General features: G+C 70.2%; 14 protein-coding genes and 1 riboswitch. Of the genes, 3 read left to right on the top strand and 11 right to left on the bottom strand.

From position 1 onward, the window contains the following. The first annotated feature begins 130 nt into the window (after positions 1–130). The gene (locus tag ACFYZA_RS18625) at positions 131–1,426 is read left to right on the top strand and encodes a PTS transporter subunit EIIC (protein ID WP_161256925.1); all 1,296 of its coding nucleotides are present in this window, start codon (positions 131–133) and stop codon (positions 1,424–1,426) included. 365 nt (positions 1,427–1,791) lie between these two features. Next, positions 1,792–3,057: a PTS transporter subunit EIIC gene (locus tag ACFYZA_RS18620; RefSeq protein WP_382592105.1), complete on the top strand. Its 1,266-nt coding sequence runs from the start codon at positions 1,792–1,794 to the stop codon at positions 3,055–3,057. Positions 3,058–3,141: 84 nt separating this feature from the next. On the opposite strand, the gene ACFYZA_RS18615 is transcribed toward ACFYZA_RS18620, so the two are convergent. Continuing rightward, positions 3,142–3,894, bottom strand: a complete 753-nt coding sequence (locus tag ACFYZA_RS18615; RefSeq protein ID WP_382592102.1) for an MBL fold metallo-hydrolase — start codon at positions 3,892–3,894, stop codon at positions 3,142–3,144. Between the two features lie 234 nt (positions 3,895–4,128). Between ACFYZA_RS18615 and ACFYZA_RS18610 the strand changes: the two genes are divergently transcribed. After that, positions 4,129–4,590, top strand: a complete 462-nt coding sequence (locus ACFYZA_RS18610; RefSeq protein WP_382592099.1) for a type II toxin-antitoxin system PemK/MazF family toxin — start codon at positions 4,129–4,131, stop codon at positions 4,588–4,590. A 61-nt stretch (positions 4,591–4,651) separates the two neighbouring features. On the opposite strand, the gene ACFYZA_RS18605 is transcribed toward ACFYZA_RS18610, so the two are convergent. From ACFYZA_RS18605 to clpS, 10 genes are all read right to left on the bottom strand, one after another. After that, on the bottom strand, positions 4,652–5,602 hold the full coding sequence (locus ACFYZA_RS18605; RefSeq protein WP_388491632.1) for a PLP-dependent cysteine synthase family protein: 951 nt from the start codon (positions 5,600–5,602) through the stop codon (positions 4,652–4,654). A gap of 1 nt (position 5,603) precedes the next feature. After that, on the bottom strand, positions 5,604–5,882 hold the full coding sequence (locus tag ACFYZA_RS18600; protein WP_100578573.1) for a MoaD/ThiS family protein: 279 nt from the start codon (positions 5,880–5,882) through the stop codon (positions 5,604–5,606). A 108-nt stretch (positions 5,883–5,990) separates the two neighbouring features. Further along, positions 5,991–6,119, bottom strand: coding sequence for a putative leader peptide (locus ACFYZA_RS18595; RefSeq protein ID WP_264198279.1), 129 nt, complete (start codon positions 6,117–6,119; stop codon positions 5,991–5,993). Positions 6,120–6,185: 66 nt separating this feature from the next. Next, entirely contained in the window at positions 6,186–7,001 is an 816-nt protein-coding gene (locus ACFYZA_RS18590; protein WP_382592091.1) for an ABC transporter ATP-binding protein, read from the bottom strand. Then, positions 6,998–8,059: a FecCD family ABC transporter permease gene (locus ACFYZA_RS18585; protein WP_388491629.1), complete on the bottom strand. Its 1,062-nt coding sequence runs from the start codon at positions 8,057–8,059 to the stop codon at positions 6,998–7,000. Before ACFYZA_RS18585 ends, ACFYZA_RS18590 begins: the two co-directional genes overlap by 4 nt. Next, the gene (locus ACFYZA_RS18580) at positions 8,056–9,030 is read right to left on the bottom strand and encodes an ABC transporter substrate-binding protein (protein WP_388491626.1); all 975 of its coding nucleotides are present in this window, start codon (positions 9,028–9,030) and stop codon (positions 8,056–8,058) included. Before ACFYZA_RS18580 ends, ACFYZA_RS18585 begins: the two co-directional genes overlap by 4 nt. Before the next feature lie 33 nt (positions 9,031–9,063). Further along, a riboswitch (cobalamin riboswitch) is annotated at positions 9,064–9,199 on the bottom strand. 41 nt (positions 9,200–9,240) lie between these two features. Next, on the bottom strand, positions 9,241–9,663 hold the full coding sequence (locus ACFYZA_RS18575) for a Mov34/MPN/PAD-1 family protein (RefSeq protein WP_100578666.1): 423 nt from the start codon (positions 9,661–9,663) through the stop codon (positions 9,241–9,243). Positions 9,664–9,748: 85 nt separating this feature from the next. Further along, entirely contained in the window at positions 9,749–11,212 is a 1,464-nt protein-coding gene (locus ACFYZA_RS18570; protein WP_382592081.1) for an amino acid permease, read from the bottom strand. Between the two features lie 319 nt (positions 11,213–11,531). Then, positions 11,532–12,113, bottom strand: a complete 582-nt coding sequence (locus tag ACFYZA_RS18565; protein ID WP_382592078.1) for a DUF2017 domain-containing protein — start codon at positions 12,111–12,113, stop codon at positions 11,532–11,534. Continuing rightward, positions 12,113–12,418 carry an ATP-dependent Clp protease adapter ClpS gene (gene clpS / locus ACFYZA_RS18560; protein WP_382592075.1) on the bottom strand — a complete coding sequence of 102 codons (306 nt, stop codon included), beginning with the start codon at positions 12,416–12,418 and terminating at the stop codon, positions 12,113–12,115. The genes ACFYZA_RS18565 and clpS overlap by 1 nt, the downstream gene beginning before the upstream one ends. Positions 12,419–12,481 lie beyond the last annotated feature (63 nt).

Raw genomic sequence — 12,481 nt, 5'->3', positions numbered from 1 at the left:
GCCTGGCCAAGGATGGCGATCACCGGAGCCATGTCCCGCGAGGGGCCCCTCCGGACGATACCGCAACTGGTCTACACCAGTTTGCAACGACCGCCCGAGCCGGCTTGTTCCGCAAGCCTGGAGGTTGCCGATGAGTGCCAGCAGCGCGGCCGCAGTGCCGCAGCCCAAGTGGTGGAACGGACTGTTCCAGGGGCTGCAGAAAATGGGCCGCAGCCTCCAGCTGCCGATCGCCGTGCTGCCCGCGGCGGGCATTCTCAACCGGTTCGGCCAGGACGACATGTTCGGCAAGACCGGGCTCGGCTGGGACGACGTCGCCAAGGTGTTCAACGGCGCGGGCGGCGCCCTGCTCAACGGCTCGCTCGGACTGCCCCTGCTGTTCTGCGTGGGCGTCGCGATCGGCATGGCGAAGAAGTCCGACGGCTCGACCGCGCTCGCGGCGGTGGCCGGCTTCCTCGTCTACTACGGGGTCCTCCTGATGTTCCCGAAGGACTGCGCCGCCGGCTCGACGCTGACGGCCGGCGCGTGCGTCGCCAAGGACGGCACGGCGGTCCTCGCGACCTACCAGAACCCCGGCGTCTTCGGCGGCATCGTGATGGGCCTGCTGACGGCGTACTTCTGGCAGCGCTTCCACCGTACGAAGCTGGTGGACTGGCTGGGCTTCTTCAACGGGCGCCGGCTCGTGCCGATCATCATGGCCGGGATCGCGATCGTGTTCGCGGTCCTGTGCCTGTGGGTCTGGCCGCCGGTCGGTGACGCGCTGACCAGCTTCAGCAAGTGGCTCGTGGACCTCGGCTCGTGGGGGTCGGGCATCTTCGGTGTGGCCAACCGCGCGCTGCTCGTGATCGGTCTGCACCAGTTCCTGAACACCTTCATCTGGTTCCAGTTCGGCGACTTCACCAAGCCGGACGGCACGGTCGTGCACGGCGACATCCCGCGGTTCCTCGCGGGCGACCCGACGGCCGGCCAGTTCCAGACGGGCTTCTTCCCGATCATGATGTTCGCGCTGCCCGCGGCCGCCCTCGCGATCACGCACTGCGCCAAGCCGCACCGCCGCAAGGAGGTCGGCGGCATGATGCTCTCGGTCGGCCTGACCTCGCTGGTCACCGGCATCACCGAGCCGATCGAGTACTCCTTCGTCTTCATCGCGCCCCTGCTGTACGCGATCCACGCGGTGCTCACCGGTGTGTCGATGGCCGTGAGCTGGGCGCTCGGCGTCAAGGACGGCTTCAGCTTCTCGGCGGGATTGATCGACTACGTCATCAACTGGGGCCTGGCGACGAAGCCCTGGATGATCATTCCGATCGGATTGTGCTTCGCGGTGGTCTATTACGCGGTCTTCCGCTTCGCGATCACCAAGTTCAACCTCCAGACGCCGGGGCGCGAGCCCGACGCGGACGAGCTGGAAGAGGAGAACATCAAGGCGTAGGCGCCCCTTCTCGGCGCCCTCCTTTCGCCGGGCTTTTCGGCCCGGACCGGCAAGGCCCTCGGACCCTTCGGTCCGGGGGCCTTCGCACGTCGTCCCGGGGGCCACCCACGCGCCGTCCGGGGGCCGTTCGGGGCTCGGCGCGGCTACGGAAAGGTCACGGCGCGGAGTCGGTGTTGCCCGTATTGCCAGGTATGGCTCAGACCACAAAAAACGAAGGTTCCTTATCTAACCCTCACCGTGCTACAACTGGTCTACACCACTCATTGGTGTAGACCACGCGGGCTTGACCGCGTTCCCCTGAGACGCCGCCGTCCCCCCGTATTTTCCCATGCCCCCGGGCGGCGCCTTGCCTACTGGAGGATGTTGTGAGTACGGCCAGTGCCGCCCCCGCGGCCACGAAGAAGAAGGGCGCCGGCGCGATGGCTGTCATGCAGCGCATCGGCCGCAGCCTGATGCTGCCGGTCGCCGTGCTGCCCGCCGCCGCACTGCTGGTCCGCTTCGGACAGCCGGACATGCTCGGCCGCCCCTCGTTCCCGGAGTTCATCCACAAGCTGGCCAGCTACATGGCCGCCGGTGGCGGGGCCCTGCTCGACAACATGGCGCTGCTGTTCTGCGTCGGCATCGCGATCGGCTTCGCCAAGAAGTCGGACGGCTCGACCGCCCTGGCGGCCGTGACCGGCTACCTCGTCTTCCAGAAGGTGCTCGCCACCTTCACCGACAGCAACCTCCCGAAGGTCGCGTCGGTCGTCGACGGCAAGATAGTCATGAACGCCGCCCCGGTGAACGCCGGTGTGCTCGGCGGTGTCGTCATGGGCGTCATCGTCGCCCTGCTGTACCAGAAGTTCTACCGGACCAAGCTGCCCGACTGGGCGGGCTTCTTCGGCGGCCGCCGCCTGGTGCCGATCCTGTCGGCCTTCGCGGGTCTGCTCGTCGGCATCGTCTTCGGTCTGATCTGGCCGGTCCTCGGTACGGGTCTGCACAACTTCGGTGAGTGGCTGGTCGGTTCGGGCGCGGTCGGCGCCGGCATCTTCGGTGTCGCCAACCGCGCGCTGATCCCGGTCGGCATGCACCACCTGCTCAACTCCTTCCCCTGGTTCCAGGCCGGTTCGTACGACGGCAAGAGCGGCGACATCGCCCGCTTCCTCGCGGGCGACCCGTCCGCCGGCCAGTTCATGACGGGCTTCTTCCCGATCATGATGTTCGCCCTCCCGGCGGCCTGCCTCGCGATCACCCACTGCGCCCGCCCCGAGCGCCGCAAGGTCGTCGGCGGCATGATGTTCTCGCTCGCGGCCACCGCCTTCGTGACCGGTGTGACCGAGCCGATCGAGTTCACCTTCATGTTCATCGCCCCGGTCCTCTACGCGATCCACGCGGTGCTCACCGGTGTCTCCATGGCGCTGACCTGGTCCCTCGGGATGAAGGACGGCTTCGGCTTCTCGGCCGGCGCGGTCGACTACTTCCTCAACCTGGGCATCGCGACCAACCCGTGGGGACTCGCGCTGGTCGGCCTCTGCTTCGCGGCGCTCTACTACGTGATCTTCCGGTTCGCGATCACCAAGTTCAACCTGCCGACGCCGGGCCGCGAGTCCGACGAGGAGCTGGCGGAGCTGGCCAAGGCCGAGGCCAAGTAAGCCCCGCCCACGCCTGACGAGAGGGCCCCCGGAACCGAACGGTTCCGGGGGCCCTTTCGCGTGCCCGCGCCAAGCGGGGCGCGGTCAGAACTCGTAGACCGCGCCCGGCGCGGCCAGTTCCGTCGGACCGGCGTAGACCGCGCGGGCGTCCGCCAGGTTGACCTCCGCGTCCGTCCACGGCGGGATGTGGGTGAGGACCAGGCGGCCCGCCCCGGCCCGGGCCGCGTGCTCGCCGGCCTCGCGGCCGTTGAGGTGCAGCGCCGGGATGTCCTCCTTGCCGTACGTGAAGGACGCCTCGCACAGGAACAGGTCGGCGCCCTCGGCCAGTTCATCCAGGGCGGCGCAGACCCCGGTGTCGCCGGAGTAGGCGAGCGTGGATCCGGCGTGCTCGACACGGATGCCGTACGCCTCGACGGGGTGGCAGACCCGTTCCGTACGCACCGAGAAGGGGCCGATGTCGAACGTGCCCGGCTTCAGGGTGTGGAAGTCGAAGACCTCGCTCATCGAGGACGCGGAGGGCGTGTCCGCGTACGCCGTGGTCAGGCGCTGCTCGGCGCCCTCCGGCGCGTACACCGGCATGGGGGCGCAGCGGCCGCCCTCGTGGCGGTAGTAGCGGGCCACGAAGTAGCCGCACATGTCGATGCAGTGGTCGGCGTGCAGATGGGACAGGAAGATCGCGTCCAGGTCGTACAGGCCGATGTGGCGCTGCAGCTCACCGAGGGCCCCGTTGCCCATGTCGAGGAGCAGCCGGAAGCCGTCCGCCTCGAGGAGGTAGCTGCTGCAGGCCGATTCCGCGGACGGGAACGACCCGGAACAGCCGACGACGGTGAGCTTCATGGAGCGTGAACCTCCGGAACAGAGGGGCCAGGCGAAGCCTGTCGTTGAGGGGGCGGACGGGGCTGGCGGGGAGGCCGCGGGGAAGGGCCGCGGTGGATCGAGCGTAAGGCGCGCCAAGGCCCCTCGCTCCTTTGGAGCGGGCCGTTGTGGGGGAACTCACCTGCGCTGTCACCGGTTCGGATGGTGTTGTCAGGGAGCGCGCGCCACGGGTGGTGCGCCGGTAACGTCTGCGCTATGGACACGTCGTGGTGGCTGGCCCTGGGGGCCGTGGTGGCGCTCGCGGCCGTCGCGGCTCTGATGGACGGGCGCGGGCGCGCGCGGCGCCGGCCGGGTGGGCGCACCCGGCCGCCCGGCCGTCCGGCCGGTCCCGGGCAGGCGCCGGGCCGGCTGCCGAAGGCCGGGGAGATCTGGTGGGCGCAGGTGCCGTACGAGGACGTGCCGGGCGCCAAGGACCGGCCGTGTCTGGTGCTGCGGGTGCGGGGTGACGCGGCCACGGTCGTGAAGATCACCAGCAAGTACCACGACGAGCGGGCCGGGGTGATTCCGCTGCCGCCGGGCACGGTGGCCGACGCGCACGGGCGGCCCAGCTTCCTGGAGACCGACGAGCTGCGCGAGGTCGGGGTGTGGGCCTTCCGCCGCCGGGTGGGTGTGGTGGACCCGGCCCTGTGGGACCAGGTCCGTCACCTGGCGGGGTGACGGACCCCGGCCCCTCGCACGACGGCTTGGCGGGCCGCCGGCCGCCGGGCCCTACGGCCCGTCAGGCCCAGAGCTGGCCGTGCAGGGTCTCGATCGCGGCCTCGGTGGTCGGCGCGGTGTAGACACCGGTCGAGAGGTACTTCCAGCCGCCGTCGGCGACGACGAAGACGATGTCGGCGGGGGTGCCCGCCTTGACGGCCTTCTTGCCGACGCCGATCGCCGCGTGCAGGGCGGCGCCGGTGGAGACGCCCGCGAAGATGCCCTCCTGCTGGAGGAGCTCCCGGGTGCGGGTGACCGCGTCGGCCGAGCCGACCGAGAAGCGGGTGGTCAGGACCGAGGCGTCGTACAGCTCGGGCACGAAGCCCTCGTCCAGGTTGCGCAGGCCGTAGACCAGGTCGTCGTAGCGGGGTTCGGCGGCGACGATCTGGATGCCGGGGACGTTCTCGCGCAGGTAGCGGCCGACGCCCATCAGGGTTCCGGTGGTGCCGAGGCCCGCCACGAAGTGGGTGATGGAGGGCAGGTCGGTGAGGATCTCGGGGCCCGTGGTGGCGTAGTGGGCGCCCGCGTTGTCCGGGTTTCCGTACTGGTAGAGCATCACCCAGGACGGGTTCCGCTCGGCCAGCTCCTTGGCGACCCGCACCGCCGTGTTGGAGCCGCCCGCCGCCGGGGACGACACGATCTCGGCGCCCCACATCGCCAGCAGGTCGCGCCGCTCCTGGGAGGTGTTCTCCGGCATCACGCACACGATGCGGTAGCCCTTGAGCTTCGCGGCCATCGCGAGCGAGATGCCGGTGTTGCCGCTGGTGGGCTCCAGGATGGTGCAGCCCGGCGTCAACCGGCCGTCCTTCTCGGCCTGTTCGACCATGTGGAGGGCCGGCCGGTCCTTGACGGAGCCGGTCGGGTTGCGGTCCTCCAGCTTGGCCCAGATCCGTACGTCGTCCGAGGGGGACAGACGCGGGAGCAGGACCAGCGGGGTGTTGCCGACCGCGGCGAGAGCGGAGTCGTAACGCATCTCAGACGGAACCGCCCGCGACCGCGGGCAGGATCGTCACGTTGTCGCCGTCGGCGAGCTGGGTGTTGATGCCGTCGAGGAAGCGGACGTCCTCGTCGTTGAGGTACACGTTCACGAAGCGGCGCAGGTTGTCGCCGTCGACGATGCGCTCGCGGATGCCGGTGTGCCGGGCGTCGAGGTCGTTGAAGAGGTCGGCGAGGGTGGCGCCGCTGCCCTCGACGGCCTTGGCGCCGTCGGTGTAGGTGCGGAGGATGGTCGGGATGCGGACCTCGATGGCCATGGCGTGGGCTCCTGATCGGAAGGAAGAGGCAGGTGGGCGCGGCTCGGGCTCGGGTCCGCGCGCCGCACGCCGGGGCGTGCGGTGGTGCGTTGGTCTCGGCGCGCGGCGTCAGACGGCGGCTGCGCGGGCCGTACAGATCGCGCTGGCGAGCCGGCACAGGTCGACGTGCAGCCGCGCCACGAGCAGCAGGGCGGGACCGCTGCTCGGCGTCTTGTCGCTCACGTCGTTCGAAACCATGGGGTCATCGTATAGATTCCCGGTCCGCTTCCCGGAATGTGATCTCGCATGCCGGACGGATCCCGCTCAGGATGTGGGCAGCCCGGATGCCGGCGGAACCCGGGCGCCGGTCGGCGGCAGGTAGACGACGGTGGGCGCGCCGGTGACCGGATGGACGCTCACCTCGGCGTTCACCCCGTACACCGCGCCGAGCAGGTCGGCGGTCAGCACGTCGGCGGGCGGCCCCGAGGCGACGATGCGGCCGGCCGCCAGGACGCAGACGCGGTCGCAGTAGTACGCGGCGAGATTCAGGTCGTGCAGGGCCAGCAGGTTGACCGTGCCCAACTCCCTTACCAGGGAAAGGACTTCGAGCTGGTAGCGGATGTCGAGGTGATTGGTCGGCTCGTCCAGGACGACGACGTCCGGCTGCTGTACGAGGGCCCGGGCGACCAGGGCGCGCTGGCGTTCGCCGCCGGACAGCGACGGGAAGGGGCGGTCGGCGAGGCCGGCGATGCCGACGCGGGCGAGCGCCTCGCGCACCAGGGTGTGGTCGGCGGTGGTGTCGGCCTCCCAGAAGCGGTGGTGCGGGGAGCGGCCCATGGCGACGATCTCGCGGACGGTCAGCTCGATGCCTCCCGCGTCGGCGTCCTGCGGGACGGTCGCGATGCGCCGGGCGCGGGCCTTGACCGGCAGCGCGTGCAGGTCGGCGTCGTCGAGCAGGACGCGTCCGGCGGTCGGGCGCAGGGCGGCGTAGACGCAGCGGAGCAGGGTCGTCTTGCCGCTGCCGTTGGGGCCGACCAGGCCGACGGTCTCGCCGTCGGCGGCGCCAAGGGTGATGTCGTGGAGCAGGGTGCGGCCCTGGGGCGTGGTGTACGAGAGCGACTCGGTGCGCAGGGTCGTCATGCGGGGCCGCCTTCCGTGCGGGTGCCGTGGCCGCGCAGCATCCACAGGAAGAACGGGCCGCCGGTGAGCGCGGTGAGGACGCCGACGGGGATGTCGCGCGGGGCGGCGACGGTACGGGCCGCGAGGTCGGCGAGGACCAGGAAGGCGGCCCCGCCGAGGGCCGCCACGGGCAGCAGGGTGCGGTGGGCGGCGCCGACGGCCATGCGGGCGGCGTGCGGAACCATCAGGCCGACGAAGCCGATCGCCCCGGTGTAGGCGACGAGGACGCCGGTGAGCAGGGAGGCGAGGACGAAGACTCCGGCGCGGAAGCGGCCGGTGTCGAGGCCGAGGGCGCCCGCGCCCTCCTCGCCGACGAGGAGCAGGTCGAGCGGGCGGGCGAGCGCGATCAGGACGAGCGTGCCGAGGGTGAGGGCGACGGCGGGCAGCGCGAGCATGTCCCAGCGGGCGCCGCCGAGTCCGCCGAGCGTCCAGTGCAGGACCTCCTGGGCGTGCTCGGCGCTGGCCGAGGTGACCAGGATGAGGCTGGTGAGCGCCGACAGGACGTACGAGACGGCGACGCCGGCCAGCACCAGGCGGCCGCCCGTCATGGAGCCCGCGCGCCGGGCCAGGGCGTACACGAGGACGAGGGCGGCGAGCGCGCCCGCGAAGGCGGCGGCCGGCAGGGCGACGGTGGTGGCCACTCCGGCCCCGACCCCGAGCACGATCACGGCGACGGCTCCGGCGGAGGCGCCGCTGGAGACGCCGAGCAGGAACGGGTCGGCGAGCGGGTTGCGCACGAGGGCCTGGAGCACGGTCCCGATGACGGCGAGCCCGGCACCGGTGAGGGCGCCGAGCACGACGCGGGGCGCCCTGACCTCCAGGACGATCGTGCGGTACGGGCTCGGCTCGGCGCTGCCGTCGACGATCGCGAGGACCTGGCCCGCGGGGATCCGCACCGAGCCGAGCGCGAGCCCCGCGACGGCGCCGGCGACCAGCACCAGCGTGAGCCCCGCGAGGACGAGGGAGTAGCGCCAACGGGCCGTCACGAGCGGGCCCGCGGCGACGGCGGCACCGCTCACTCCCCCGCCCCGAGCTGCGCGGCCAGCTTGGCGACCGCGTCCGGCGCGCGGACGCCGGTGACCATGTCGGAGAGGGGCAGGACGGCGAAGCGGTTGTTCTTGACGGCGGGGACGGAGGCGAGGGCCGGGTCGTCGCGCAGCCGCTTCTTCTTGGCGTCGACGCTCGTGCCGCCGTAGTCGAGGATCAGGATGGTCTCGGGGGCGCGGGCCACCACGTTCTCCCAGCTCGCGTCGCCGAAGGAGGCCGTCTTCAGGTCGTCCGCGAAGACGTTGCGACCGCCCGCGCGGGTCACGATGTCGTTGCCTATGCCCTTGCCGCCCACCGTGAACGCCGTCTTGTCGCCGCTGTCGTAGACGAAGACCGGGGTGGGCGCCTTGTCCTTGCGCGCCGACCGGGTGCGTTCGTTGGTGGTCTCGGCCGAGCGGATCCACGACTCCGCGCGGTCACCGACGCCGAAGGTGCGGCCCACCTCGCGGACCTCCTGGTAGACGTCGTCCATCGTGGTCGCCGCCCCCTTGGGGCAGTTCTCCACGTTGAGGCGGGACTTGATGCCGCTCTTGGCGAGCGCCTCGCGCCCGCGCCCCTCGTTCGCGGCGAACGCCGAGGCGTAGCCGCCGTAGACGTAGTCCGGGTTGGCCGCCAGGAGCTTCTCGTACGAGGGGTACTCGGCGGCGAGGACCGGCACCGAGCGGTAGTCCGCCGCGTACTTCGCCAGCACCTTGTCGTCCAAGTAGGCGGTTCCGGCAAGGGACTTGGCGAGGCCCAGCTCCAGCATCACCTCCGTGGCGTGCTGGTTCATCGTCACCGCCCGCTTGGGGGGCGCGGTGAACGTCGTCGTCACCCCGCAGTTGGTGACCGTGTAGGGGAAGCCGGGGGCGGTGGCGCCGCCGGCTTCGGGCTTCGCCTGGGTGGTGCACGCGGCGAGCGGGAACAGCAGGGCGGCGGCCAGGGCCGCACGGCGCCAGAGCATGGCTGAGCTCCTCCAAGGGGATTTCCACGTCCCCTGTCGTCGGGAGAAGGCGGCAGGTCAGTTCCTGGCTTCCGGCTCCGGGGCGCTTGCCACGGGGCCGGTCACAGTGGCGGGACCGTGCCGGATTCGCACCGGCTTCCTGGGCCCTGCCGCCCGATGATCAAAAAGTGCGTACGCACAGTATGCGGGATCACCGGGCTCGCGTATCCGTCAGTAGGCCTCTACGACCCTTACGTCTTCCTCCGTGATCACGCCGTCCACGATGCGGTACGAGCGGAACTGGAACTCCCCGGCTCCGTCCGTGTCCGCCGTCGACACCAGGACGTAGTGCGCGCCGGGCTCATTGGCATAGGTGACGTCGGTGCGGGAGGGGTAGGCCTCGGTCGCGGTGTGGGAGTGGTAGACGATCACCGGCTCCTCGTCGCGGTCGTCCATCTCGCGGTAGAGCTTCAGCAGGTCCTGCGAGTCGAACTCGTAGAACGTGGGCGACCGGGCCGCGTTCAGCATCGGGATGAAGCGCTCGGCGCGGCCGGTGCCGGCCGGGCCCGCGACCACACCGCACGCCTCGTCGGGGTGGTCGGCGCGGGCGTGCGCGACGAGCTGGTCGTACAGGGCCTGGGTGATGGTCAGCATGTCGGCAAGGATAAGCATGCGGGCCGTCCCGTATCGAGGTGCGATACGTAACGGCCCGCATGGTGAGAACGTGCTGGTCGGAGACTTAGTCGCGCTTGGCGAACGCCTTGTTCTCGGGGTTCTTGGCCCGCAGGACGAGGTAGGAGACGCCCAGGATCAGGGCCCACAGCGGCGCGCAGTAGAGCGAGACGCGGGAGTCCTTGTCGATGCCCATCATCACGATGACCATGAAGATGAAGAGCAGCGCGAACCAGCTGGTGTACGGGGCCCCGGGGGCGCGGAAGCTGGACTTCGGCAGTGCGCCGGCGTCCGACTGGCGGCGGTAGCGGATCTGGCAGACCAGGATCATGATCCAGGCCCACATGCCGGAGATGGTGGCGAAGGAGACCACGTAGTCGAAGGCCTTGCCGGGCGCCACGTAGTTGATCCACACGCCGACCAGCATCAGGGCGGCGGAGACCGTGGTGCCGATCAGCGGAGTGCCGCTCTTGGTGAGCTTGGTGAAGGCCTTCGGGCCCTGGCCGTTGAGCGCGAGGTCGCGCAGCATGCGGCCGGTGGAGTACATGCCCGAGTTGCAGGAGGAGAGCGCGGCGGTCAGCACGACGAAGTTGACGATGCCCGCACCGAGTCCGAGGCCCATCTTCTGGAACGCGGCGACGAAGGGGCTGACGCCCGGCTGGAACTCGTGCCACGGGACGACCGAGAGGATCATGATCAGGGCGCCGATGTAGAAGACGGCGATGCGCCACGGCACGGTGTTGATGGCCTTGGGCAGGGTCTTCTCGGGGTCCTTGGACTCGCCCGCGGTCACACCGACCAGCTCGACGGCGAGGAAGGCGAACATCACGATCTGCAGGGTCATCAGCGTGCCGCCGATGCCCTTGGGGAAGAACCCGCCGTCGCTCCAGAGGTTGGCGACGGTGGCGGTGTCCGCCGCGTCCGAGAAGCCGACGGTGAGGATGCCGGCGCAGATCAGGATCATGCCGACGATGGCCGTCACCTTGACCATCGAGAACCAGAACTCCAGCTCGCCGAAGAGCTTCACGGAGATGAGGTTCACGGCGTACAGGATGAGCGTGAAGATCAGCGCGTAGGCCCATTGCGGGATGGTGCCGTGGGTCCAGAAGGACATGTACTGGGCGGCCGCGGTGACTTCGGTGATGCCGGTGACGACCCAGAAGAGCCAGTACGTCCAGCCGGTCACGAAGCCCCAGAAGGGGCCGACGAACTCACGGGCGTACTCCGAGAAGGAGCCCGACACCGGGCGGTACATGAGCAGCTCGCCGAGGGCGCGCATGATGAAGAAGATGACCAGGCCCGCGATGGCGTAGGCCAGGATGAGGCTGGGGCCGGCCTTCGAGATGGCCTTGCCCGCGCCGAGGAAGAGGCCGGTGCCGATGGCACCGCCGATCGCGATCATCTGGATCTGCCGGGCCCCGAGGCCCCGCTGGTATCCCTCGCCCGAGCCTTCGCCCGCGCCGTGGGCGGTCCCCGCGGCCTCATTGCCGGCAGGACGGTCGTCGTGCTTGTCGACCTGCGCTGAGGTCATGGTGGTGCGCCTTTCTCCATGCTGACCCGCCCGCCTCGGTCACGAAGCGACGGATCAGGTCCTGATCCCCCCGGATGTGGATGGAGTGCCACCGGCGGTCAGCCGGTCGAAGCGCCCCCGGGAACATGGGTGGCGTCCCCGGGTGGTCGTGAAGATTTATCACGGCCTTATGGGTGATCCCCAGTGGCCTTTGTGACGGGGACCACAGGAAGAAGCGGACAAAAGTCCCTCGACATGACAAAGCAGGTCGATGTGGTGATGGGATCGTTATACGGATTTGAGCGTCCGCTGAGCGAACGGCCTTCCAGAGGCCGATCGCTCAGGGCATGAGCGTTTCGATGAGTGTTTCCTGCAGCACACCGAGCCACAGATACGCCATCACCATCGGCTTGCGCGGATCGTCGTCCGGCAGCCGGTACAGCTCGCCGCTCTCGTCCTCGTCGGTCACGTCCAGGCGGGTGCCGATGGTCAGCCGCAGGTCGTTGAGCGCGCCCAGCCAGTGCCGTGAGTCCTCGGCGGTCAGCTTCAGGACGGCACCGCCGTCGCCCTTCGGGGTCAGGCCGTCGAGGCAGTGGACGACCGCGAGGGCGTCGGCGCGCTTGCGGGCCCGCAGGTCGTTCTCGGTGAACCGCCTGAACTCGCTTGATTTGGCGCGCAGTTCGTCGCTCTCCTCGCTCGCGTACGCCTCGGGGAAGAGGCGGGCGAGCGCCGGGTCGGCGGGCGGTTCGCTCGGTCCCTCGGCGAACAGGGCGGCCAGCGGGTCCTCGTCCTCGGCCGGCTCGTCGCCCGGCCCGATGAGTTCGAGCAGCTGGACGGCGAGCGAGCGCAGGATGGCGATCTCGACCTCGTCGAGCGCGACGGCCGCGCCACCGCGGGGCAGCGCCTCGAAGTGCCCGGCCATCAGCCGCGGTCCTGGGTGAGCGTGGCCCACAGGCCGTAGCCGTGCATCGCCTGCACGTCGCGTTCCATCTCCTCGCGGCTGCCGCTGGAGACCACGGCCCGTCCCTTGTGGTGCACGTCGAGCATCAGCTTGTGGGCCTTGTCCTTCGAGTAGCCGAAGTAGGACTGGAAGACGTACTGGACGTAGCTCATCAGGTTGACGGGGTCGTTGTGCACGAGCGTCACCCAGGGCACGTCGGGCTCGGCGACGGGAAGGTCCGACTCCGCCGACTCGGGGCGTTCGATCTCTACGGGGGCGACGCTCACGACTCTGGGCGACCTTTTTCTCTCTGCCGGGGGTCCGGGGGTTACGCCCGGGAAGCGCGGCTC

This window comes from Streptomyces sp. NPDC001828 (genome assembly GCF_042892175.1).
Classification (GTDB): domain Bacteria; phylum Actinomycetota; class Actinomycetes; order Streptomycetales; family Streptomycetaceae; genus Streptomyces.
The sequence above is the reverse complement of the archived record's forward strand: the minus strand, read 5'-3'. Positions and strand labels throughout refer to the sequence as shown.

Coding starts and splice junctions, on each gene's coding strand:
- ACFYZA_RS18610 (WP_382592099.1), top strand. CDS start 4,129: ATGGACACGTCGTGGTGGCTGGCCCTGGGGGCCGTGGTGGCGCTCGCG.
- ACFYZA_RS18565 (WP_382592078.1), bottom strand. CDS start 12,113: ATGGCCGGGCACTTCGAGGCGCTGCCCCGCGGTGGCGCGGCCGTCGCG.
- ACFYZA_RS18600 (WP_100578573.1), bottom strand. CDS start 5,882: ATGGCCATCGAGGTCCGCATCCCGACCATCCTCCGCACCTACACCGAC.
- ACFYZA_RS18580 (WP_388491626.1), bottom strand. CDS start 9,030: ATGCTCTGGCGCCGTGCGGCCCTGGCCGCCGCCCTGCTGTTCCCGCTC.
- ACFYZA_RS18595 (WP_264198279.1), bottom strand. CDS start 6,119: ATGGTTTCGAACGACGTGAGCGACAAGACGCCGAGCAGCGGTCCCGCC.
- ACFYZA_RS18590 (WP_382592091.1), bottom strand. CDS start 7,001: ATGACGACCCTGCGCACCGAGTCGCTCTCGTACACCACGCCCCAGGGC.
- ACFYZA_RS18605 (WP_388491632.1), bottom strand. CDS start 5,602: ATGCGTTACGACTCCGCTCTCGCCGCGGTCGGCAACACCCCGCTGGTC.
- ACFYZA_RS18570 (WP_382592081.1), bottom strand. CDS start 11,212: ATGACCTCAGCGCAGGTCGACAAGCACGACGACCGTCCTGCCGGCAAT.
- ACFYZA_RS18615 (WP_382592102.1), bottom strand. CDS start 3,894: ATGAAGCTCACCGTCGTCGGCTGTTCCGGGTCGTTCCCGTCCGCGGAA.
- ACFYZA_RS18625 (WP_161256925.1), top strand. CDS start 131: ATGAGTGCCAGCAGCGCGGCCGCAGTGCCGCAGCCCAAGTGGTGGAAC.
- ACFYZA_RS18575 (WP_100578666.1), bottom strand. CDS start 9,663: ATGCTGACCATCACCCAGGCCCTGTACGACCAGCTCGTCGCGCACGCC.